This is a genomic window from Blastococcus deserti, from assembly GCF_042682525.1.
Lineage (GTDB): Bacteria > Actinomycetota > Actinomycetes > Mycobacteriales > Geodermatophilaceae > Blastococcus_B > Blastococcus_B deserti.
Genome location: NZ_JBHUHP010000030.1, coordinates 304,846 through 325,105, shown reverse-complemented (window position 1 = coordinate 325,105; position 20,260 = coordinate 304,846). Strand labels below are relative to the sequence as shown.

Sequence of the window (20,260 nt, the reverse complement as noted above, 5' to 3'; positions counted from 1 at the left end):
GGAGTGTCAGCGGACGAGCACGTCCGCCCTCACGCCGGGACCAGCAGGGCCACGCACTCGACGTGCGCGGTCATCGGGAAGGCGTCGAAGCCGCGCACGGCGGCCAGCCGGTACCCGGCCGCGCCGAAGGCCGCGACGTCACGGGCCAGCGCCGCCGGGTCGCAGGCGACGTAGACGACGGCCCGCGCGCCGGTGCCCGCCAGCAGCTCGCTGACCGCCCGGCCGGCGCCGGCCCGCGGCGGGTCGAGGACGACGACATCGGGCGTGCCCAGTTCGCCGAGCAGCTCGGCCAAGCCGCCCGCGTCGACGTCGCCCTGCCACACCTCGGCGTGCGGTAAGGCGGCGAGGTTGGCGTCGGCCGCGGCGCACGCCGCCGGGTCGGCCTCCACGCACACCACCCGGCCCTCCGGCCCCACGGTGGGCGCCAGGGCGCCGCCAAACAGGCCGGCACCGGCGTAGAGGTCCAGCACGGTGTCCCCCGGCCGCGCCTCCGCGAAGCCGGCGACGGCGGCGACGAGCGCATCGGCCGCGGCCGGGTGCACCTGCCAGAACCCGGTGCCCTCGACCTCCCAGTCGCGGCCCGCGGCCCGCCGCGCGGCGCGCCCCACCGGCTCCTCCGGCAGGTCCCCGCCCGGCCGCACGACGCGGCTCGACGTCGGCCGGCCTCGCCGGTCCAGCCGGGTGGTGGTCACCGCCCCCGTGGAGTCGATCGAGACGTCGACCGCCCCCGCGCCGGGCCAGCGCCGCCGCAGCACCGCGGCGGCCGCCGGTTCCACGGTGATCGGGCAGTCGTCGAGGACGACGACATCGTGCGACCGGTGCTTGCGCAGCCCGGCGGCCCCGGTGCGGTCGACGGCGAAGCGCGCCCGCGAGCGCCAGCGCAGCGGCCCCCCGGGCAGCTCCTCGACGGTCACGGGCACGTCGTCGAGCCCCGCGACCCGGGCCAGCTGCTCGCGGACGACCGCCGCCTTGAGCCGTCGTTGCTCGGCGGGGACCACGTGCTGCCAGTCGCAGCCGCCGCACTTCCCCGGGCCGCTGTAGGGGCAGGGCCGCTCCATCCGCTCGGCCGAGGCCTCCAGGACCTGCACGGCGTCGGCCCGGCAGAACCCGGGGTGGCGGTCCTCGGTCACCCGCACGACCACGCGCTCGCCCGGAAGGCTGTGCCGGACGAAGACAACCCGGCCCTCGTGCCGGGCCACGCAGTGACCGCCGTGCGCCACCGGGCCGACGGTCACCTCGAACTCGGAACCCACCCATCCCAGGCCCTTGACCTCCCGGCTCCGCTGCAGAGCCCCGCTGCGAGCCGGCGAGCGGTGGGAGGCAGCGCGGTCCTCAGCCATACGGTGTGCTCTCGAGCTCGTCGTCGGCGAAGCCGCGGCGCAGGTCGCCGGGCGCCGGCCCGCCGGCCCGTCCCTCGCCGTCGTCCCGCCCGATGGAGCTCTCCAGCTGCCACGGCACCGTGGTGATCATGACGCCGGGCTGGAACTGCAGCCGGGCCCGGAGCCGCAGCGCGCTCTGGTTGTGCAGCAGGTTCTCCCACCAGTGACCGACGACGTACTGGGGCACGAAGACGACGACGAGCTCGCGGGGGCTGTCCCGCCGGATCGCCTTGACGTAGTCGAGGACCGGCCGGGTGATCTCCCGGTACGGCGACTCCACCACGGTGAGCGGGACCGGGATGTCGTAGCGCTCCCAGTCGGCCTGCAACGCGCGCGTCTCGGCGTCGTCCACGTTGACCGTGAGGGCGGTCAGCTGGTCGGGCCGGGTGGCGCGGGCGAAGGCCAGCGCCCGCAGCGTCGGCTTGTGCACCTTGGCCACCAGCACGATGGCGTGGACCTTGCTCGGCAGCATGCGCGAGGCCGGATCGGGCGTCAGCTGCTCGGCGACGTGGGAGTAGTGCCGGTTGATGGCCCGCATCAGCACGAACAGCACCGGCATCACGAGGAGGACGAGCCACGCGCCGTGGGTGAACTTCGTGACCACGATGATCAGCAGCACCGTGGTCGTCAGGCTGCCGCCGATCGCGTTGATGATCTGCGACCTGCGGATCCGGCGCCGGGCGGCGGGGTCCTCCTCGGTCCGCAGCTCGCGGTTCCAGTGCCGCACCATGCCCCATTGGCCGATGGTGAAGCTGGTGAAGACACCCACGATGTACATCTGGATCAGCCGGTTCACGTCGGCCTGGAAGCCGACGATGAGCAGCCCGGCGAACCCGGCGAGCAGCAGGATCCCGTTGCTGTAGACGAGCTTGTCGCCGCGGGTGTGCAGCTGCCGCGGAAGGAACCGGTCCTGCGCGAGGACCGACCCGAGCAGGGGGAAGCCGTTGAAGGCCGTGTTGGCCGCGAGGATGAGCACCAGGGCCGTGGCGGCCTGGATGTAGAAGAACCCGAACGACGTGTCGCCCCCGAACGTGGCGGCCGCGAGCTGGGCGATGACGGTCCGCTGGGGCTCCGTCTCGCAGTCGACGAAGCCCTGGAGGTCGCACGGGTTCTGCGCGTACCGGACGTCCCCGAACAGGGCCAGCGTGGTGACGCCGGCGAACATGGTGGCCGCGAGGCCGCCCATGACCGCCAGGGTGGTGGCGGCGTTCTTGCTCTTGGGTGGCTTGAACGCGGGCACGCCGTTGGCGATCGCCTCGACCCCCGTCAGGGCGGTGCACCCGGAGGCGAACGCCCGCAGGGCGAAGAACACCAGGGCCAGTCCGCCGAGGTTGTCGTAGCCGGGCTCCGGCGTGATGGACCAGGAGGCGCTCTCGGCGATCACGGGTGAGTCGGTGAGGAAGTCGCGCACCAGCCCGGTGACGATCATCACCATGATGCCGGCGACGAAGAGGTACGTCGGGACGGCGAACGTCCGCCCGGACTCCCGGAGACCCCGCAGGTTCGCGGCGGCCAGCAGCGTCACCAGGCCGATGGCGATGGCGACGCGGTGCTCGTCCAGCGCCGGGAAGGCGGAGATGATGTTGTCGGTGCCCGCGGAGACCGACACCGCGACCGTGAGCACGTAGTCGACCAGCAGGGCGCTCGCCACGGTCAGGCCGGCGAACTGCCCGTGGTTCTTCATGGCGACCTCGTAGTCCCCGCCGCCCGAGGGATAGGCCCGCACCACCTGGCGGTAGGACAGCACCACCGTGACCAGGAGCAGGACCACCGCCACGGCCAGCCACGGGGCGAGGAACAGGAAGGCCGTTCCCGCCAGCGTCAGCACGATGAGGATCTCCTGGGTGGCGTAGGCCACGGAGGAGAGCGGGTCGCTGGCGAAGATGGGCAGGGCGAGGCGCTTGGGCAGGAGCGACTCGCCGAGCCGGTCGCTGCGAACGGCTCGGCCGAGGACGAGCCGCTTCGGTAGGTGCCCGAGGTCGGACAGCGTTGGCACGGCGGCGATGGTACGGACGCGACGGCCCCTCGGAGCGCCTGCGGTGGGCGCGTCCCGCCCTGCCGGGGGATACCGCCCGACAGGCCCGCGTCGCGCGGCCGAGCGGGTGTAGCTTCGCGCCCGGTACGCGGGACGGACGGCGCCCCGCGCGACGATCCATGGGAGCTCTCCGTGCACGTGGTCGTGATGGGCTGCGGACGCGTCGGCTCCGCCATCGCGCGCCGGCTCGAGGAGGTCGGCCACAGCGTTGCCGTGATCGACCAGGACCCGGAGGCCTTCCGCCGGCTCGGCCCGGACTTCAGCGGCCGCCAGGTGACCGGGCTCGGCTTCGACCGGCAGACCCTCCTCGACGCCGGCGTCGACTCGGCGGGCGCCTTCGCCGCCGTCAGCAGCGGTGACAACTCCAACATCATCAGCGCCCGGGTGGCCCGCGAGACCTTCGGCGTCCAGCACGTCGTCGCCCGCATCTACGACTCCAAGCGAGCCGAGGTGTACGAGCGCATGGGCATCCCCAGCGTGGCCACCGTCCCCTGGACGGTGAACCGCCTGCTCCGCGAGCTGCTCGCGGTGAAGGTCAGCGAGCTGTGGCGCGAACCCACCGGCAAGGTGGTGCTCATGCGGGTCACCGTGACCGAGAGCTGGGTCGGGCGGAGGCTGAGCGAGCTGGAGGGCGCCTCGGGTGCTCGCGCCGCCTGGCTGGTCCGCTTCGGCGAGGCCCAGCTGCCGACGTCGGGCACCGTGCTCCAGGAGGGCGACCAGCTGACCGTCGCCGTCACCGACGAGATCGCCGGCCGGCTGCACGAGGTCGTGGAGCGCGGTCCCCAGGCAGGCGGTCACTGATGCGGGTCGCACGGGGGAACCGAGCATGAGGGTCGCCATCGTGGGCGCGGGCGCGGTGGGCCGGTCCATCGCCGGGGAGCTGCTGGGCAACGGCCACACCGTCATGCTCATCGAGAAGGACCCCCGCAAGGTGCGCACCCGCGCGGTGCCCGGGGCCGAGTGGGTGCAGGCCGACGCGTGCGAGGTCTCCTCCCTCGAGGAGGCGCAGCTGGCCACGTGCGACGTCGTGGTCGCGGCCACCGGCGACGACAAGGCGAACCTCGTCGTCTCGCTGCTGGCCAAGACCGAGTTCGCGGTCAACCGGGTGGTGGCCCGCGTGAAGGACCCGCGCAACGAGTGGCTCTACACCGAGGCGTGGGGCGTCGACGTCGCCGTCTCCACCCCGCGGGTGCTCGCGGCCCTGGTCGAGGAGGCGGTCACCGTCGGCGACGTCGTCCGCCTCATGAGCTTCCGCAAGGGGGCGGCCAACCTGGTCGAGATCACTCTCGCCGAGGACACCCCGTGGGTCGGCAAGCCGCTGCGCGAGGTCCCGCTCCCCCGCGAGACCGTGCTGACCGCCATCCTCCGCGGCGACCGCGTGATCACCCCCACCCCCGACGAGCCGCTCGAGGCCGGGGACGAGCTGCTGTTCGTCACCCACGCCGAGGTGGAGGAGCAGCTGAAGACGGTGCTCGCACCGGACAGCGCCGACCTCGTCTGAGAGAGGACCCCGGTCCTCCTCACCGCTCGCAGGCTCGCGGCGAGCCCTCTGGACCCGGCCGTTCAGGCCGCGGGGGGCCGCTTCGGCGCCCTGGGGACGTCGTCGCTGCGGTGGCGGTGCAGCCGGGAGACCACCCACAGCGTCACGACGATCTCGAGGGCCGTGACCGGGAGCCCGAGCACCAGTGACACGGTGCCCAGAGCCGTGACGTCGTCCTCCGACATCCGGTACAGCACCCACTGCACGATGCCGCGCAGGGCGAAGACCCCGCCCCACAGCACCGTCAGCCAGCTGTAGGCCCGCAGCATCCGCGGGTCCTCGCGCCAGTGCCGCTCGGGCTCGGGATCGGCGTCGCGCCGGTCACGCTCCCCGCCGGCGTCCTCGCCGCCGGGGTGCAGGACGGCGCGGGCCTGGTCGAACCGCCGGCGCAGACCCGGCAGGGAGTGGCTGGCCATGGCGCCGAGGTGGCTGGGCGCGAGGAACTCGGCGACCACCCCGACCAGGGGCCATCGGAAGGCGATCGAGGCGAGCAGCACGAGGCCCAGGCCGATGTTGCGCACGATGCCCAGCACGAAGAAGTCGCGGGCCTGGCCGGAGGCCGCGGCGATGGCCACGGCGATGGCCACGGCGAACAGCCCGCTCACCGCCTGCTGGGCGCTCTCCCGGCGCACCAGGCGGAGCAGGAATACCAGCAGGGCCGCGCCGAGAGCGGCCCAGATGCCCGTGCGCAGCCCGTCCAGGGAGTTGGCCACGATGAAGGCGACGGTGGGCAGGGTGGCGTCGACCATGCCCCGCCAGCCCCCGAGCTGCTCCAGCACGAGGTGGCGGTCGAACACGAGTGGCGCGTCGTCCGGCTCGCCGTCCGCCACCGGGGGCGTCGGGCGCGCCTCCTCCCCCGGTGCGCTCATGCTCCCCTCTCCCGGTACCTCGGTCGCCGGGGTCTCGCCCCGGGTGCTGTCCACGTCGTCGAGCGGATCAGCCGGCGCCGAGCTCGTACCAGGGGTTGTAGATGACCCGCTTGCCGTCGAAGGCGGCGAACCGGCCGCGAGCGGTGAGCGTACGGCCCGGCTCGATGCCGGGGATCCGCCGGCGGCCGAGCCACACCAGGGTCACCGAGCCGGATCCGTCGAACAGCTCCGCCTCCAGCGTGGGGACGGTCTCCCGGGGCGTGTAGACGACCGACTTGAGCCGGCCGGTCACGGTCACGACGGCGCCCTTGCGGCACGAGACGAGGGGCTGGCAGCCGGCGTTCGCCGACTCGGCGCGCAGCTCCTCCGCATCGATGGCCTGGTCGTCCGCGGTGAGCCGCTGCAGGGTCCGCGACAACCAGCCAGGCGTTCGGGTCTCCGTCACGTGCTCTCCTCGCCGGCGCCCGTCGGCCAGCTGCCGACGGCGCCCTGTCCAGTGCATGACCTCGCAGGCTCGGCCACCGGACCAAGCGTACGGCGCCGTCGGTCGGCGGGGCGGTGGTGTCCCCGCGGATCGCCGGGCGCGTCCCGGCGGCGACCCGCCGGCGGTCACCCGGCCGGCGCCGTGCCCGGCGGTGGGGCGGCGGGCCGGGCGGCCGCCTCCTGCTGCCGGGCCAGCTGCTCGGCCGCCTGCGGGGGCAGGGTCAGCGGGAGCTGCTCGCGGACCGGCATCGGCTCGCTGCCGCGGACGACGACGATGCCGCGGAAGGCCGACTCCAGCACGGCCGCCGCCTCGGGGCTCTCGGCGGCCGGTCCGGTGATCAGGCCGCGGAGGAACCAGCGCGGACCGTCTACCCCGAGGAACCGGGCGGCGCGGCGCACGGGCTGCGGCGGGGTCGCCTGACCGGGCTGCGGCGGTGGCGTGGTCACGATCGTGCCCGCCAGCTCGGGACCGAACGGGCCCTCGACCTCCCGGAGCGAGCCGCCCTGGCCCGATGCGCTCTTCGCGAGGTCTTCGCGGACGCCCTCCCAGATGCCCCCCGCCCGCGGTGCGGCGAACGCCGACACCTGGAGCAGCGAGTCACCCGCCCGCATGGTGGCGCCGACGACCTTCTGCTGCGGGTTGAGTTCCACCCGCAGGTCGGTGCCGGGCAGCGCGGGCAGGCGGATGGCACCGAGATCGATGCGCGTCACGCCGTCGTCGGGGGCGTCCGCGACGTCCCAGGGCCCGGACGTGGGGGCCACCTCCCGCTCCCGGTGCTGCGGCTCCGGCGGCACGCCGCGCTCGCGCAGGCTGCGGTCGATCCGGTTGCGCCGGCGTCCGAACGGCATGTCAGGCCTGTCCTTCCCGGGCCGTGGCGACCCGCTCGTCGGCCGGTGTGCCCGGAGGCCCCTGGGAACGGTCGCCCCCGGGGGGCCGGTCGCCCCCGGTGGGGTGGTTCCCCCCGGTGGGGTGGCCTCCGGTGGACCGGTGGCCCCCGGTGGAGCCGTGCCCGCCGGTTCCGCGCTCGGTGTCGGGCAGCTCGTCGACCGGCACGAACCGGGCGTGCACCACCGGCTGGACGACGAGCTGCGCGACCCGGTCACCGCGGCGCAACCGGAGAGGGCTGACCGGGTCGAGGTTGATCAGGTTGACCTTGATCTCGCCCCGGTAGCCGGCGTCGATGGTGCCCGGCGCGTTGACCAGGCTCAGCCCGAGCCGGTGGGCGAGGCCGGATCGCGGGTGCACGAACCCGGCGTACCCCTCGGGGATGGCGACGGCGACCCCGGTGCCCACCAGCGCCCGCTCGAACGGCGCCAGGTCGACGTCCTCGGCCAGCGAGAGGTCGGCGCCCGCGTCGCCGGGCAGGGCGTAGCACGGGAGGACGGCTTCCGGCGAGGCCAGGCGGACCGGGACGTCCAGCTGCGGAGGGGGGAACTCGGGCACGTCGGCGACCCTATAAGCAGAAGGACCCTGTCCCCCTCATCCCTCGCAGGCTCGGGACGAGCCCCTGGACGGGGCCTGCGGCGGGACCCTGCAGGAGGGCCGGGGTCAGACCGGCGGTCGCGGCGCCCGCAGATCGGCGAGGATCCGCTCGGCGAGGGTTTCGGTCGCGCGGCGGTTGCCCCGCCCGGCGAGGGCGGCGCCGATGAGCAAGGGGGCGGCCGTGGGCACGGCCCCGGCCAGGCGCCGGGTCATCCGGCGCTGCAGGGCCCGGAGCCCCGCACCGCTGAGGAGCGAGCCGAGGCCGGCCACGCCCGCGCCGTCGACCGACCGCTGCGCCGACCAGCTCGCCAGGTAGGCGCCGGCGCGCGCCCGGGCGTCCCCGGCGGCGGGGCGCCCATGGAGCTCGTGCAGCTCGCCGATCAGGACGATCTCGACGCCGGCGACGAGCACCGTCTCGGCACCGAGCTCGAGCGGCAGCGCCAGCAGGGACGGCGGCGCGAACCAGTGCGCCGTCGTGAGTCCTCCGGCCGCCGCTCCGATCGTCGACGTCAGCCGCGCGGCGCGGGCCACGAGGGCGTCGGCGATCTCGTCATCGGAGGCGCCGGGATGGGCCCGCCGGAGCGCCTCGGCGTCCCGGATGGGCAGCCGCGGCGCCGCGGCCGCCAGCACGTCGCCCAGGAGCGCACCCGGTGACCGGTCGCCGTCGGCCCGCGGCGCCGCGGCACCCCGCTCCGGCGCGAAGGCCGCGCCCACCGCTCCCGCCACGGCGGCGACGACGTCGCGCAGGCCGGTGGCCGCCGACCGCAGCGGGGCGCCGGTGGCTCCGTCAGCGCGCGCGCCGGCAGAGCCCACCAGGCCCGCCACCGCGTCGACCACCGCGCGGGCCGCGCGGCCCAGGCCGGTCTCCTCCGGTGCGGTCACCGGGGGCGCCACCGGGCGCGGCGGGGGGACGTCCCGCACCGGTCCGGTGCGGGGGCCGTGCTCGGTCATCGGCGCCCCTTCCGTCGGAGGCCCTTCCTCGGCCCCGTCCCGCATCCCCCCTGAGGGTAGGAAGGGCGGGCCGGGCACCCCCTGCAGGGTCCCGCCGCGAGCCTGCGAGCGGCGGGGGCAGGGCGGCCCCGTCCCGGGTCCCGCCCTGAGCCTGCGAAGGGTGGTGAGGACGGGGTCCTTTCTCAGGCCGCGCAGTCGCGGCAGTAGAGCTGGTCGCCCTTGGTCGCGGCGAGCCGGCTGCGGTGCTGGACCAGGAAGCACCGCGAGCAGGTGAACTCGTCCTCCTGCTTGGGCAGGACGCGCACGGTGAGCTCCTCACCGGACAGGTCGGCGCCCGGGAGCTCCAGGTTCTCGTTGAAGTCGGTCTCGTCGACGTCGACCGAGGCCGACTGCGCCTCGGCGCGTCGTGCCTTGAGCTCCTCGAGCGAGTCCTCACCCAGCTCGTCGGCCTCGTTGCGGCGCGGGGCGTCGTAGTCGGTGGCCATGGGGTGCCCCTCCCTTGGGGTTCTCGCGGGTGTCGTACCCGCTCGTCTGACGCGGCGCAGGGTGTGCGCCGTCGTCCTGGCCGGTCGCGGTGACGACCGGTGGATCGAGGCCGGCAGCCCGCTTCTGGGCTCCCGGTACCGGTGGCGGTCCGGACAGGTCCGGAGCCGGCTCCCGCGGGGACGGGGGACCACCGGATCCGGCCCGGCCGGACAGCCCTCCCGCCGTCCGCCGGACGGCGATCGGGAAGGTCCGGCCACCCCCCAACGCGGCGCGGCGCCGGTTTGTGCCCGCCACCGGAAACGAGTTCCGAGCGGGCCTCCGGGCCGCGGAGCGCCAGAGGTTACCCTGCCGCCGTGGCGACTCCCGTGGGTGCTGATCCAGCCGTCGTCGGGCCGTACCTGGCCTCCGCTCTGGGCGACGAGCGGTGGCGAACGGTGGACATCGAGCTCATCGCCGCCGGCATGTCGAACCTCACCTACGTGGTCACACCCCAGGGCGGCAGCGCGGACGACGCGGTGATCCTGCGGCGGCCGCCGACGGGCGCGGTCCTGGCCACGGCGCACGACATGGCGCGGGAGCACCGGGTCATCTCGGCGCTCGGCCCGACCGACGTCCCGGTGCCGCGCACGCTGCACCTGTGCACCGACGAGTCGGTGCTGGGGGCGCCCTTCTACGTGATGGAGCGCGTGGTCGGCATCCACGTCGTCCGCGGGTTCCCGCCGGGCTACGCCGACGAGCCCGCTCAGCGCCGCGCCGTGGGCGAGCGGCTGGTCGACGTGCTGGCCGATCTCCACTCGGTCGACTTCGAAGCCGTGGGGCTGGCCGATTTCGGCCGCCCGGAGGGCTTCGCCGGCCGCCAGGTCCGGCGCTGGACCAAGCAGTGGGAGGCCACCCGGGACCGCGACCGGCCGGGGCTGGACGCGCTGGCCGCCCGCCTCGCCGAGACGGTGCCCGCCGCCCAGCGGTCCAGCATCGTGCACGGTGACTACCGCCTGGACAACTGCCTGCTCGACCCCGCCGAGCCCGGCCGGATCAAGGCGGTCCTCGACTGGGAGATGTCGACGCTGGGCGACCCGCTCACCGACATCGGGATGATGTTCGTCTACTGGCCCCAGGCCGGCGAGGAACGGGCGTCGACGATGAGCCCGGTGACCACGCTGCCGGGCTTCCCCACCCGGCTCGAGGTCGCCGAGCGCTACGCGCAGCGCACCGGGGCCGACCTGAGCGACCTCAACTGGTACGTGGGTTTCGCCTTCTTCAAGTTCGCGGCGATCATCGCGGGGATCGTCGCCCGCTCGGCGGCCGGGGCCATGGCGGGCAAGGACACGTCGGGCTACGCCGAGCGCATCGACCCGTGCGTCGAGCTGGGACGCGCCGCGCTGGACGACGGTGCGATCTAGGGCCTCCTCCCAGCCCTAAACTCCTGCCGACCGCCCCCTCCCGGCACGCCGCCGGCCGGGTCTCGCCGAGGAGTGACCGTGACGATGCGTACCGAGCGCCCCCCGGTGCGCCCCCGCAGCGGCCGCCGCCCCCTGCCGCCGCTGATCTTCCTCCTGGTGCTGGCCCTGGCCGCCCTGGGTGTGTGGTGGAGCGTGCTGCGCCAGGAGCAGCAGGAGACCGAGGAGCAGGCCGAGGCCTGCGCCTCGGCGTCCGCGTCGGCGCCTCCGACCACGCTCGACCCGGCCGGGATCAACCTGCGCGTCCTGAACGCCACCGACACCGCGGGTCTGGCGCAGACCGTGGCCGACTCCCTGCAGGAGCGCGGCTTCGTCATCGACGAGGTGGCCAACGACTCGAGCGGTCGCGAGGTGACCGGCGTGGGCGAGCTCCGGCACGGGCCCCGGGGCAACGACGCCGCCGAGTACGTGCGGCTGTACGTCCCCGGCGCCGGCGACTACCTCGACACGCGCGCCACGGCCCAGGTCGACGTCGTGGTCGGCCCGGAGTTCACCACGCTGGCCACCGCCGACGAGGTGGCGGCGGCGCTCGCGCCGGCCACCAGCGCCGCCGCCAACTGCTAGCGGCCCTCCTGCAGGGTCCCGCCGCGAACCGGTGAGCGGTGGGGGGCAGGAGGGTCCGTCATCAGCTCCTCCAGCAGCTCCAGGAACGGCCCGGCGATCGACGGGGCGGCGGCGACCGCCATCGGGTCGGCGAAGGGCCGCCCGCCGAGGCCGCTGAGGACGGCGCCTGCCTCGGCGGCGACGAGCGCGCCGGCCGCGTGGTCCCACGGGTTGAGGTCCAGCTCGTAGTAGGCGTCGATCCGGCCGGCGGCCACCGCGCAGAGGTCCAGCGCGGCGCTGCCGAACCGGCGGATGTCGCGCACCCGGGGCAGCAGCCGCGCGACCACCGCGCCCTGGGCCCGGCGCTGCTCGACCCGGTAGCCGAAACCGGTGCCCACCAGGGTCTGCTCCAGCGACACGGGGCTGCTGCCGCTGAGCCCGACGGGCTCCGGGCGCGCCGGCGAGGACAGGTGCGCCCCGCCGCCGGCGGTGGCGGTGAACAGTTCCCCGGTGGCCGCGTTGAGGACCACGCCGGCGCGGATCCCGCCGTCCACCTCCGCCGCGATGGAGACCGCGTAGGCGGGCAGGTCGTAGAGGAAGTTCACCGTGCCGTCGATGGGGTCGACGACCCAGCGCACCCCGCTCGTGCCGTCGCGGGCGGCTCCCTCCTCCCCCAGCAGGCCGTCGTCCGGCCGCGCGGCCAGGAGCCTGGCGACGACGAGCTCCTCGCTGGCCCGGTCGACGGCCGTGACGACGTCGATCGGGCTGGACTTCACGTCCACGGAGGCGGCGGCCGTCGCCCGGCCCCGCGCGACCAGCGCCGCGGCCTCCCGGGCGACGTCGACGGCGAGGGACAGCAGGGCGGCCGGATCGGCGGGCACCGTTCCGGGGGACGTGGTCACGGTCCGATCCTGCCGCAGCGGGTGCGCCGGGGCCCGGCTCACTAGCCTGTCGACGTGCAGGGCTTCGGAGTGGACATCGGCGGCAGCGGCATCAAGGGATGCCTGGTCGACCTCGAGCACGGTCGGCTGATCGGCGAGCGGGTACGCATCGAGACGCCCCAGCCGTCGCTGCCCGATCCCGTCTACGGCGTGGTGGCACGGATCGTCGACTCCTTCGGCTGGACCGGTCGCGTCGGCGTGACCTTCCCGGGCGTGATGAAGCACGGCGTCGCCCACACCGCCGCCAACGTCGACAAGAGCTGGATCGGCACGGACGTCGACGCCGGACTCGACGCCCTCATCCCGGGCACGGTGGAGACGCTCAACGACGCCGACGCCGCCGGCATCGCCGAGATGCGCTACGGCGCGGGCCGCGACCGCGCGGGGGTCGTGCTGATGCTGACGTTCGGTACCGGCATCGGCAGCGCGCTGTTCGTCGACGGCCACCTGGTCCCCAACACGGAGTTCGGCCACATCCAGGTCGACGGCGAGGACGGCGAGCGCCAGGGCGCGGCCGCCGCCCGGGAGCGCGAGGACCTCAGCTACCCCGAATGGGCCCGTCGCGTGGACCGCTACCTCGACGTGCTCGAGGCCGGTCTGTGGCCGGACCTGATCATCGTCGGCGGCGGTGTGAGCAAGAAGGCGCACAAGTGGGTGCCCCTGCTGTCGACACGGACCCCCGTGGTGCCGGCCCAGCTGCAGAACGACGCCGGGATCGTCGGCGCCGCCCTGGCCGCGCACGAGCGTCCCGAGCGGGAACGCCCGGACGGGTGAGCCGGAGGGACCGCGGGGGTGAGCAGCTTCAGTCCCGGGCCTCCGCGGCCGATGCACCACGGTGAGTCACCACCGCCCCGCACCAGCGTGAACACCTCGTCGAAGCGAGGTCCGCGGGTGAGAGACGGTGGAGAAGGCCGGACACGCCGTTACAATGAGAGCGCCCCACCCCGTCGCCCTCCAGCCGGGAGGGATCCCCTGCCCGTCCAGCGGTCAAACGCCGCGCCGGTCTGCCGGGTCCCCTCGCGCTGAACCGGTACGAGGACCGGAGCCGCTGCCCGGGGACCACGAGGCCCTCCGGGGAACGAACCCAGCACGGGAAGGAACCCTGAGTGCCCGCCGACAAGCCAGCACCGGAAGCAGCCGACGCGAGCACCCCGAAGCGCTCCAGGACGGTGGCTGCCGCCACCCGCGCTCCCCGGACCAGCGCCGCGGCGGCCAAGCCCGCGAAGACGGTGACGGCCACCGCGGAGACCGGCGCGAAGCCGGCCACCCGCAAGAAGGCGCCGGCGAAGGCCGCCGGCAAGACCAAGCCCGGCGTCGTCCCCTCACCGGGCGCCGGTGAGGGCACCGTGCTCACCGCGGTCGCCAGCGACGACTCCGCCGTCGCGGTCCTCGACGCCGGCTCGGAGGGCTTGAAGATCGACGAGACGGTCGTGGCCGGTCCCGACGGCGTCGCCGAGCCGGGTGCCGACGAGGAGACCCCGGACGGGGCGGACTTCGAGTGGGACGACGAGGAGGAGTCGGAGGCGCTGCGGCAGGCCCGCAAGGACGCCGAGCTCACCGCCTCGGCCGACTCCGTGCGCGCCTACCTCAAGCAGATCGGCAAGGTGGCCCTGCTCAACGCCGAGGAGGAGGTCGACCTCGCCAAGCGGATCGAAGCCGGCCTCTACGGCGCCGAGCGGCTGCGCCAGGTCGAGGAGGAGGGCCAGAAGATCTCGCCGCAGATGCGCCGCGACCTCAACTGGATCGTCCGCGACGGCGAGCGCGCCAAGAACCACCTGCTCGAGGCCAACCTGCGCCTCGTGGTCTCCCTCGCCAAGCGGTACACCGGCCGCGGGATGGCGTTCCTGGACCTGATCCAGGAGGGCAACCTCGGCTTGATCCGTGCGGTCGAGAAGTTCGACTACACCAAGGGCTACAAGTTCTCGACCTACGCGACGTGGTGGATCCGCCAGGCCATCACCCGCGCCATGGCCGACCAGGCCCGCACCATCCGCATCCCGGTGCACATGGTCGAGGTCATCAACAAGCTCGGTCGCATCCAGCGCGAGCTGCTCCAGGACCTGGGCCGCGAGCCCACGCCGGAGGAGCTCGCCAAGGAGATGGACATCACCCCGGACAAGGTGCTGGAGATCCAGCAGTACGCCCGCGAGCCGATCAGCCTCGACCAGACCATCGGCGACGAGGGCGACAGCCAGCTCGGCGACTTCATCGAGGACTCGGAAGCCGTGGTGGCGGTCGATGCAGTGAGCTTCACGCTCATGCAGGACCAGCTGACCAGCGTGCTGCAGACCCTCTCCGAGCGGGAGGCCGGCGTCGTCCGGCTGCGCTTCGGGCTCACCGACGGCCAGCCGCGCACCCTGGACGAGATCGGTCAGGTCTACGGCGTGACCCGCGAGCGCATCCGCCAGATCGAGTCCAAGACCATGTCGAAGCTGCGCCACCCCAGCCGCAGCCAGGTCCTCCGCGACTACCTGGACTGAGAGAGGGCCCCTTGTCCGGCCTCACTCCCTCGCACGCTCGGGGCGAGCCTCCGGACGGGGCCACGAGGGCCCGGCACGCGATGCGCGCCGGGCCTTCGTCGTTCCAGGAGCCGGCGACGGCTGTCGTGCCGCGTGGGCCCCGGACCGCGCAGGCACGACGCAGCGGCTGGACCCGAGCGGGGGGACCGCGGTGCCGTCCGGGAGCGCTGTGCCATCGCCCGTGAGGGGCAGATTCCGATCGGCCGGTGTACGCCGACACGTGTCGGGTAGACGGCGTAGCGTGGGACTCGTCAGAACAGCAGCGGACCCACGGTCGGGCCGGTAACCACCGGTCCCGGCAGACGACAACCAGCACGTGCACCACCGGTTCCACCCCAGTGACGTCCCCTGCTGAACCCGTTCCACCCTGTCGCCCGACGGTCACGGACTCATCTCTTTCGGCGAGTTCATGGTCCACGGCGATCGGAACGGGAACACGAGGGGCCATCCTGGCGCTGTGCAGGAGGCCGATCCGCAGCCGCGGGTCCGTGCGGTAGAGAGCGAGTGATGAGCCAGATGACCCAGACGCTGACGTCGACCCCGCCCACCGATGACCTCGTCGTTCCGTTCCACTGCGACCGCTGTGGAGCGCTGGCCAAGGTGCGCGTCGTTCTCGCGAGCGGCAGCGATCTCGTCTTCTGCGGGCACCACGCTCGCGAGTACGAGAGCAAGCTTCGTGACATCGCCGTCGACTTCATCGACACAGAAGGCGAGCAGCGCGTAACTGCGTGATGGAGGCGATATCGTCGCGCCCGCGATGACCGCCTCACCCGACGACGCCGCCGCGTCCTCCGTCCCGCCTCGTGCGGGTGGAGGGCCGGCGGCTCCGTCGTTCCCGGGGACCACCGGTCGACGGACACCGGAGGACTCCCCCATGCCCCAGCACTCCCCCGCGCACGAAGAGACCGTGCGGATGCGGCCCGACGGGGCCGACGGCCGGCCGGCTCCTGACGGCAGCCGCCCCGCGCCGGCGGAGGACGTCGACGACACCCGTCCGGTGACGCGGGACTGGCTGATGGGCGCGCCCGACCCGCTGGTCCCCGACCATGCCGCCGGTGCGGGCCCGGCGCCGCTGCCGGCCGGGCCGGACGACGACGACGACCGCAGCACCCAGGCCCTCGACCTGTCCGAGCCCGAGCACCCGGCGACGCCGGCGGAGACCGCCGCCACGGGGGCGGTCCCGGCGACCGTGGCGGAGGTGGCCCCGGCGACCGACCCGGTCCGCCCGGAGGACGAGACCGCGGCATCCGAGACGCCTCCCCCGCCGAGCGACGAGCCACCCGCCGACGGTCCGCGCGGACCCCGGTGGCGGCGCCGCGCGGTGCTCGTGCCCGCCGGGGCGGTCGCCGTGCTCGCCGCGGCCTACGGGGTGGACCTGCTGGCCTCCAGCGGGAGCATCCCCCGGTCCACCGTCGTGGCGGGGGTGGACATCGGGGGCCTCTCCCCCGCGGCCGCCGCCGAGGCGCTCGAGGAGGAGCTGGCCCCGCGGGTGAGCGCCGAGCACCAGGTGCGCGCCGACGACGTCACCGCCCCCTTCTCACCGCTGACCGCCGGCATCAGCCTCGACGTCGACGCGACCATCGACGCCGCCGACGACCAACCGCTCAACCCCTGGACGCGGGTGGCGAGCCTCTTCGGCGATCGTGAGGTCCTGCCCACCTTCACCGGCGAGGAGACGGCGCTCAACGCCGGCATCGACACGATCGCCGCCCAGGTGGACCGGGCCCCCGTCGACGCCTCGATCACGATCGAGGGGACGACGCCGTCGGTCACCGAGCCCGCCGACGGCCGCACGCTCGACCGTGAGGGCGCCCGGGAGGCGGTGTTCGAGGCCCTCCAGTCGGGGGCCGACCCGAGCACGCCCATCGACCTGCCCGTCGAGGTCACGCCGGTCCACGTGGACAGGGCGGAGGCGCAGCGGGTGCTCGAGGAGACCGTCACCCCGGCCCTCTCCGCGCCCGTGGCCATCGTCAGCCCCGACGGCGGCCCCACCGCCGAGGTGTCGGTGGCCGCCATCGCGGCGTCCCTCACCTTCACCCCGCAGGAGAGCGGTGAGCTGACCGTGGGCATCGACGCCCCCGCGCTGCAGACGGCCCTGGGCGAGGAGCTGCAGGCGTTCGGCACGCCGGCCCAGGACGCCCGGTTCGAGGTCTCCGGCGGCACCGTCAGCGTCGTCCCCTCGGTGGACGGCACCGGGATCGACCCCGCCCACCTGGCCGAGCAGCTCCTCCCGGTGCTCACCCAGTCCGCCCCCCGGTCGGTCGAGGCCGAGCTGGGACCGGTCCCGGCGGAGTTCACCACCGAGGAGGCCGAGGCCCTCGGCATCCGCGAGGAGATCGGCAGCTTCACCACCAACATCGGCAACCCGGCCAGCGGGACCAACATCCGGGTGGTCGCGGCGGAGGTCGACGGCGCCATCGTGATGCCGGGCGAGACCTTCAGCCTCAACACGTTCACCGGGCCGCGCGGCACCGCTCAGGGCTACGTGCCGGCGGGCGTCATCAGCGGCGGCCAGTTCACCCAGGCGGTCGGCGGCGGCATCAGCCAGTTCGCGACCACGATGTTCAACGCGGTGTTCTTCTCCGGGCTCGAGGACGTCTACCACAAGCCGCACAGCTACTACATCAGCCGCTACCCGGCCGGGCGCGAGGCGACGGTCTACGAGGGCCAGATCGACCTGCAGTGGCGCAACGACTCCGACACCGGCGTCTACATCGACACCGCGTGGACGCCGAGCACGATCACCGTGACGTTCTACGGCACCAAGCGCTACGAGATCGAGTCGATCAGCGGCCCTCGGACCAACGTGCGCGAGCCGGTGGTGCAGGAGAAGCCGGACGACGGCAACTGCCGCCCGCAGTCGGGCTCGCAGGGCTTCGACATCACCGTGACGCGCGTCTTCCGCAACCTGACATCGGGCGCGGAGATCAAGCGGGAGAACTTCCACACCCACTACGCGGCGGAGCCGATCATCCGCTGCGTGCCACCGGCCGCACCGCCGGCGACCCCGCCCGGCGGCTGACCCCCTCCCGACCGGGGGATTCGTCCCGCGGTCGCCGGCCGGCCCCCCGGTGGGAAGGGTCTCGGGCGTGCACACTGAGCGGGTGAGCACCGTCCTGCCCAGCGGATCCGCGGCGCCCGCCGGGGAACCCGCGGTCGCCGGGGGGACCGGTGCGGACACCATCTCCCCTGCCGTCCCCACGGCCGGCGAGCGCTCCCCGGGCGGCGCCACGCGGCTGCCTCCCCCGGAGGACGAGGACGCCCGCCGGGGAGGTCTCGACCGGTGGCCCGCCCCGGTGCGGGTACCGCTCCAGGTCCTCGGTCAGACGCTGGCCAAGGCCTGGCAGGACCGCATCCTGGGGCTGTCGGCCGAGGCGGCCTTCTGGCAGATCCTGTCGGTGCCGCCGCTGCTGATCGGGCTGCTGGGCTCGCTGGGCTACCTGGCCTCGCTCATCGGTGGCGATGCGGTTCGCCAGATCGAGGACCAGTTGCTCACGGCGTCGGCCGAGGTGCTCACGTCCGACGTCGTGGACGACCTCGTGGCGCCCACCCTGTCAGACATCCTGGGGTCGGGCCGGCTCGATCTGCTCAGCCTGGGTTTCCTGCTGTCCCTCTGGGCCGGGTCCTCGGCCACGGCCACCTTCATGAACACGATCGTGATCGCCTACGACCAGCGGGACGTGCGGGGGCCGATCCGGACACGGCTCAAGGCGCTCTGGTTGTTCGTCGTCGGCATGTTCATGGCCGTCCTCACCCTGCCGCTGCTCGTGCTGGGTCGCGAGGTCCTGGTCGGGCTGCTGCCGCGGGACTGGCAGGCGACCGGGATGGTGCTGGTGAACGCCGTCTACTGGCCGGTCGTGCTGATCGGCCTGCTCCTGGCCCTGACCAGCTTCTACCACGTGGTGCTGCCCAACCGGCTGCCGTGGCGTCGGCACCTGCCGGGCACCGTGCTGGCGGTGGCGTTCTTCCTCGTCGCGGCCCAGCTGCTGCGCGCCTACGTGGCCGACATCCTCGTCACCGCGCTGCCCTACGGAGCGCTGGCGGCCCCGATCGGCGCCCTGCTGTTCTGCTTCTTCTTCGGCATGGCGATCCTGCTGGGCGCCGAGCTCAACGCGACCATCCAGGCCCGGTGGCCGGCACCGCTCCGGCGGCACGACCGGCGGCGCCGCGAGCGCCGGGCGGCGAAGCTCCAGGAGGAGGCCCGGAGACTGGGCCTGCTGTGAACCTCGACGACGACCCTCGACGCAGCCACCCGGCCGCGGTGTCGCCCGGAGGGCGACGGATCGCTCAGCCCTGCGGACCCTTCGGGAGCTGCTCGTAGATCTCCTTGCACGCCGGGCAGACCGGGCTGCCCGGCTTGGGGGTCTTGGTCACCGGGAAGACCTCGCCGCACAGCGCCTCCACCAGGGTGCCCATGACGGCGCTCTCGGCGATCTTGTTCTTCTTCACGTAGTGGAAGACCTCGTTGGCGTTGCCGGTGTCGGCGTCGCGGACGTCCGGCCGCTCGAGGATGTCGCTGCTGCTCACGGTGCACTCCCTGCTCGTCTGCGGTCGGCTGCCGGTCGGCGGTGCCACGGGGCACGGCGGGCGTGACCGGGCCGGCCCTCATGATGACAGGGTGCACCCGCCCACTCCCGAGATTCCCACCGGCGCCGTCCTCTCCCCCGAGGTCGCCGACGCGCTGGCCGCCGGCCGGCCCGTCGTGGCCCTGGAGAGCACCCTGCTCGCGCACGGGCTCCCCCGCCCCGACAACCGCTCCGCCGCCGACGACGTCGAGGGCGCCGTCCGCGCCGGCGGGGCCGTGCCCGCGACGATCGCCGTCCTCGACGGCGTCCCGCACGTGGGCCTCACCGCCGAGCAGGTCGACCGCGTCTGCGCCGACCCCGGCCTGGCCAAGCTCGGGGTGCGGGACCTGCCCGTGGCCGCCGCTCTCGGGCTCAGCGGCGCGACGACGGTCTCGAGCACGGCCCTGCTCGCCGCCACGGCGGGGATCGGCGTGTTCGCCACCGGTGGGCTGGGCGGAGTGCACCGGCAGTCGGTGGAGACCTTCGACGAGTCCGCCGACCTGACGGCGCTGTCGCGCACCTCCCTGGTGGTCGTCTGTGCGGGCGTGAAATCGATCCTCGACGTTCCGGCGACGCTGGAGCGGCTCGAATCGCTGTCGGTCACCGTCGTCGGCTACCGGACGACGACGTTCCCCGGGTTCTACGTCGCCGACTCCGGCTCCACCGTCGACTGGGCGGTGGCCGACCCCACCGAGGCCGCCCGCGTCTTCGCCGCCCGCCGCGGACTCGCGCCCGGCGCGGTCGTGGTGGCCAACCCCCTGCCGGCGGACGAGCAGCTCGACCCGGTCCTGCACGACCGGGTGATCGCCGGCGCCCTGGCCGCCGCCGAGCAGGCGGGCGTCCGCGGCAAGGCGGTGACCCCGTTCGTGCTCGACCACCTGCACCGGGCCAGCGAGGGCGCCACCCTGGCGGTCAACGTGCGGCTGGTGCTGCGCAACGCCGAGCTGGCGGGGCGGATCGCGGCGGCACTGGCCGGCCTGCCGACCACCGCGCCACGGAGTTGATCATC

General features: G+C 74.3%; 20 protein-coding genes. 10 read left to right on the top strand and 10 right to left on the bottom strand.

Annotated features, from left to right (window positions below):
- Window positions 1-29 precede the first annotated feature (29 nt).
- The gene (locus ACFSHS_RS21490; protein WP_376880664.1) at window positions 30-1,340 is read right to left on the bottom strand and encodes a class I SAM-dependent RNA methyltransferase; all 1,311 of its coding nucleotides are present in this window, start codon (window positions 1,338-1,340) and stop codon (window positions 30-32) included.
- The gene (locus ACFSHS_RS21485) at window positions 1,333-3,375 is read right to left on the bottom strand and encodes an APC family permease (protein WP_376880662.1); all 2,043 of its coding nucleotides are present in this window, start codon (window positions 3,373-3,375) and stop codon (window positions 1,333-1,335) included. Before ACFSHS_RS21485 ends, ACFSHS_RS21490 begins: the two co-directional genes overlap by 8 nt.
- A 171-nt stretch (window positions 3,376-3,546) precedes the next feature.
- Between ACFSHS_RS21485 and ACFSHS_RS21480 the strand changes: the two genes are divergently transcribed.
- Both ACFSHS_RS21480 and ACFSHS_RS21475 read left to right on the top strand, forming a co-directional pair.
- Window positions 3,547-4,215, top strand: a complete 669-nt coding sequence (locus tag ACFSHS_RS21480; RefSeq protein WP_376880660.1) for a potassium channel family protein — start codon at window positions 3,547-3,549, stop codon at window positions 4,213-4,215.
- Window positions 4,216-4,240: 25 nt separating this feature from the next.
- A complete protein-coding gene (locus ACFSHS_RS21475; protein ID WP_376880658.1) occupies window positions 4,241-4,915 on the top strand; it encodes a potassium channel family protein in 675 nt (224 codons plus the stop codon).
- 62 nt (window positions 4,916-4,977) lie between these two features.
- On the opposite strand, the gene ACFSHS_RS21470 is transcribed toward ACFSHS_RS21475, so the two are convergent.
- The 6 genes from ACFSHS_RS21470 to ACFSHS_RS21445 form a co-directional block, all read right to left on the bottom strand.
- Complete coding sequence (locus ACFSHS_RS21470; protein WP_376880656.1) at window positions 4,978-5,823, bottom strand: DUF3159 domain-containing protein; 846 nt, start codon at window positions 5,821-5,823, stop codon at window positions 4,978-4,980.
- 67 nt (window positions 5,824-5,890) lie between these two features.
- On the bottom strand, window positions 5,891-6,268 hold the full coding sequence (locus ACFSHS_RS21465; RefSeq protein WP_376880654.1) for an OB-fold nucleic acid binding domain-containing protein: 378 nt from the start codon (window positions 6,266-6,268) through the stop codon (window positions 5,891-5,893).
- 164 nt (window positions 6,269-6,432) lie between these two features.
- Window positions 6,433-7,155, bottom strand: coding sequence for a DUF3710 domain-containing protein (locus ACFSHS_RS21460; protein WP_376880652.1), 723 nt, complete (start codon window positions 7,153-7,155; stop codon window positions 6,433-6,435).
- A gap of 1 nt (window position 7,156) precedes the next feature.
- On the bottom strand, window positions 7,157-7,750 hold the full coding sequence (dut, locus tag ACFSHS_RS21455; RefSeq protein ID WP_376880649.1) for a dUTP diphosphatase: 594 nt from the start codon (window positions 7,748-7,750) through the stop codon (window positions 7,157-7,159).
- 105 nt (window positions 7,751-7,855) lie between these two features.
- A complete protein-coding gene (locus tag ACFSHS_RS21450; RefSeq protein ID WP_376880647.1) occupies window positions 7,856-8,740 on the bottom strand; it encodes a hypothetical protein in 885 nt (294 codons plus the stop codon).
- Window positions 8,741-8,922: 182 nt separating this feature from the next.
- Complete coding sequence (locus ACFSHS_RS21445; protein WP_089335018.1) at window positions 8,923-9,225, bottom strand: DUF4193 domain-containing protein; 303 nt, start codon at window positions 9,223-9,225, stop codon at window positions 8,923-8,925.
- A 354-nt stretch (window positions 9,226-9,579) separates the two neighbouring features.
- Here ACFSHS_RS21445 and ACFSHS_RS21440 point away from each other — a divergent pair, with 354 nt between their 5' ends.
- Together ACFSHS_RS21440 and ACFSHS_RS21435 are read left to right on the top strand one after the other, a co-directional pair.
- Window positions 9,580-10,626: a phosphotransferase family protein gene (locus tag ACFSHS_RS21440; RefSeq protein ID WP_376880644.1), complete on the top strand. Its 1,047-nt coding sequence runs from the start codon at window positions 9,580-9,582 to the stop codon at window positions 10,624-10,626.
- A gap of 84 nt (window positions 10,627-10,710) precedes the next feature.
- Window positions 10,711-11,247 carry a LytR C-terminal domain-containing protein gene (locus ACFSHS_RS21435; protein ID WP_376881139.1) on the top strand — a complete coding sequence of 179 codons (537 nt, stop codon included), beginning with the start codon at window positions 10,711-10,713 and terminating at the stop codon, window positions 11,245-11,247.
- Here the strand turns inward: ACFSHS_RS21435 and ACFSHS_RS21430 are convergent.
- Window positions 11,244-12,128 carry an inositol monophosphatase family protein gene (locus ACFSHS_RS21430; protein WP_376880642.1) on the bottom strand — a complete coding sequence of 295 codons (885 nt, stop codon included), beginning with the start codon at window positions 12,126-12,128 and terminating at the stop codon, window positions 11,244-11,246. The genes ACFSHS_RS21435 and ACFSHS_RS21430 overlap by 4 nt on opposite strands.
- A 54-nt stretch (window positions 12,129-12,182) precedes the next feature.
- On the opposite strand from ACFSHS_RS21430, the gene ppgK reads away from it, so the two are divergent.
- The 5 genes from ppgK (at window position 12,183) to ACFSHS_RS21405 (ending at window position 18,909) form a co-directional block, all read left to right on the top strand.
- The gene (gene ppgK / locus ACFSHS_RS21425) at window positions 12,183-12,941 is read left to right on the top strand and encodes a polyphosphate--glucose phosphotransferase (RefSeq protein ID WP_376880640.1); all 759 of its coding nucleotides are present in this window, start codon (window positions 12,183-12,185) and stop codon (window positions 12,939-12,941) included.
- 332 nt (window positions 12,942-13,273) lie between these two features.
- Window positions 13,274-14,647 (top strand): RNA polymerase sigma factor, encoded by a 1,374-nt coding sequence (locus ACFSHS_RS21420; RefSeq protein ID WP_376880638.1) that lies wholly within the window; start codon window positions 13,274-13,276, stop codon window positions 14,645-14,647.
- A gap of 546 nt (window positions 14,648-15,193) precedes the next feature.
- Window positions 15,194-15,418, top strand: coding sequence for a DUF7455 domain-containing protein (locus ACFSHS_RS21415; protein ID WP_376880636.1), 225 nt, complete (start codon window positions 15,194-15,196; stop codon window positions 15,416-15,418).
- A 142-nt stretch (window positions 15,419-15,560) separates the two neighbouring features.
- Window positions 15,561-17,708, top strand: a complete 2,148-nt coding sequence (locus tag ACFSHS_RS21410; RefSeq protein WP_376880633.1) for a VanW family protein — start codon at window positions 15,561-15,563, stop codon at window positions 17,706-17,708.
- An 82-nt stretch (window positions 17,709-17,790) separates the two neighbouring features.
- The gene (locus tag ACFSHS_RS21405) at window positions 17,791-18,909 is read left to right on the top strand and encodes a YihY/virulence factor BrkB family protein (protein ID WP_376880631.1); all 1,119 of its coding nucleotides are present in this window, start codon (window positions 17,791-17,793) and stop codon (window positions 18,907-18,909) included.
- A gap of 64 nt (window positions 18,910-18,973) precedes the next feature.
- Here the strand turns inward: ACFSHS_RS21405 and ACFSHS_RS21400 are convergent, their stop codons facing one another.
- The gene (locus ACFSHS_RS21400) at window positions 18,974-19,213 is read right to left on the bottom strand and encodes a DUF3039 domain-containing protein (RefSeq protein ID WP_376880629.1); all 240 of its coding nucleotides are present in this window, start codon (window positions 19,211-19,213) and stop codon (window positions 18,974-18,976) included.
- A 91-nt stretch (window positions 19,214-19,304) separates the two neighbouring features.
- Here ACFSHS_RS21400 and ACFSHS_RS21395 point away from each other — a divergent pair, with 91 nt between their 5' ends.
- Window positions 19,305-20,255 carry a pseudouridine-5'-phosphate glycosidase gene (locus tag ACFSHS_RS21395; RefSeq protein ID WP_376880627.1) on the top strand — a complete coding sequence of 317 codons (951 nt, stop codon included), beginning with the start codon at window positions 19,305-19,307 and terminating at the stop codon, window positions 20,253-20,255.
- Window positions 20,256-20,260 lie beyond the last annotated feature (5 nt).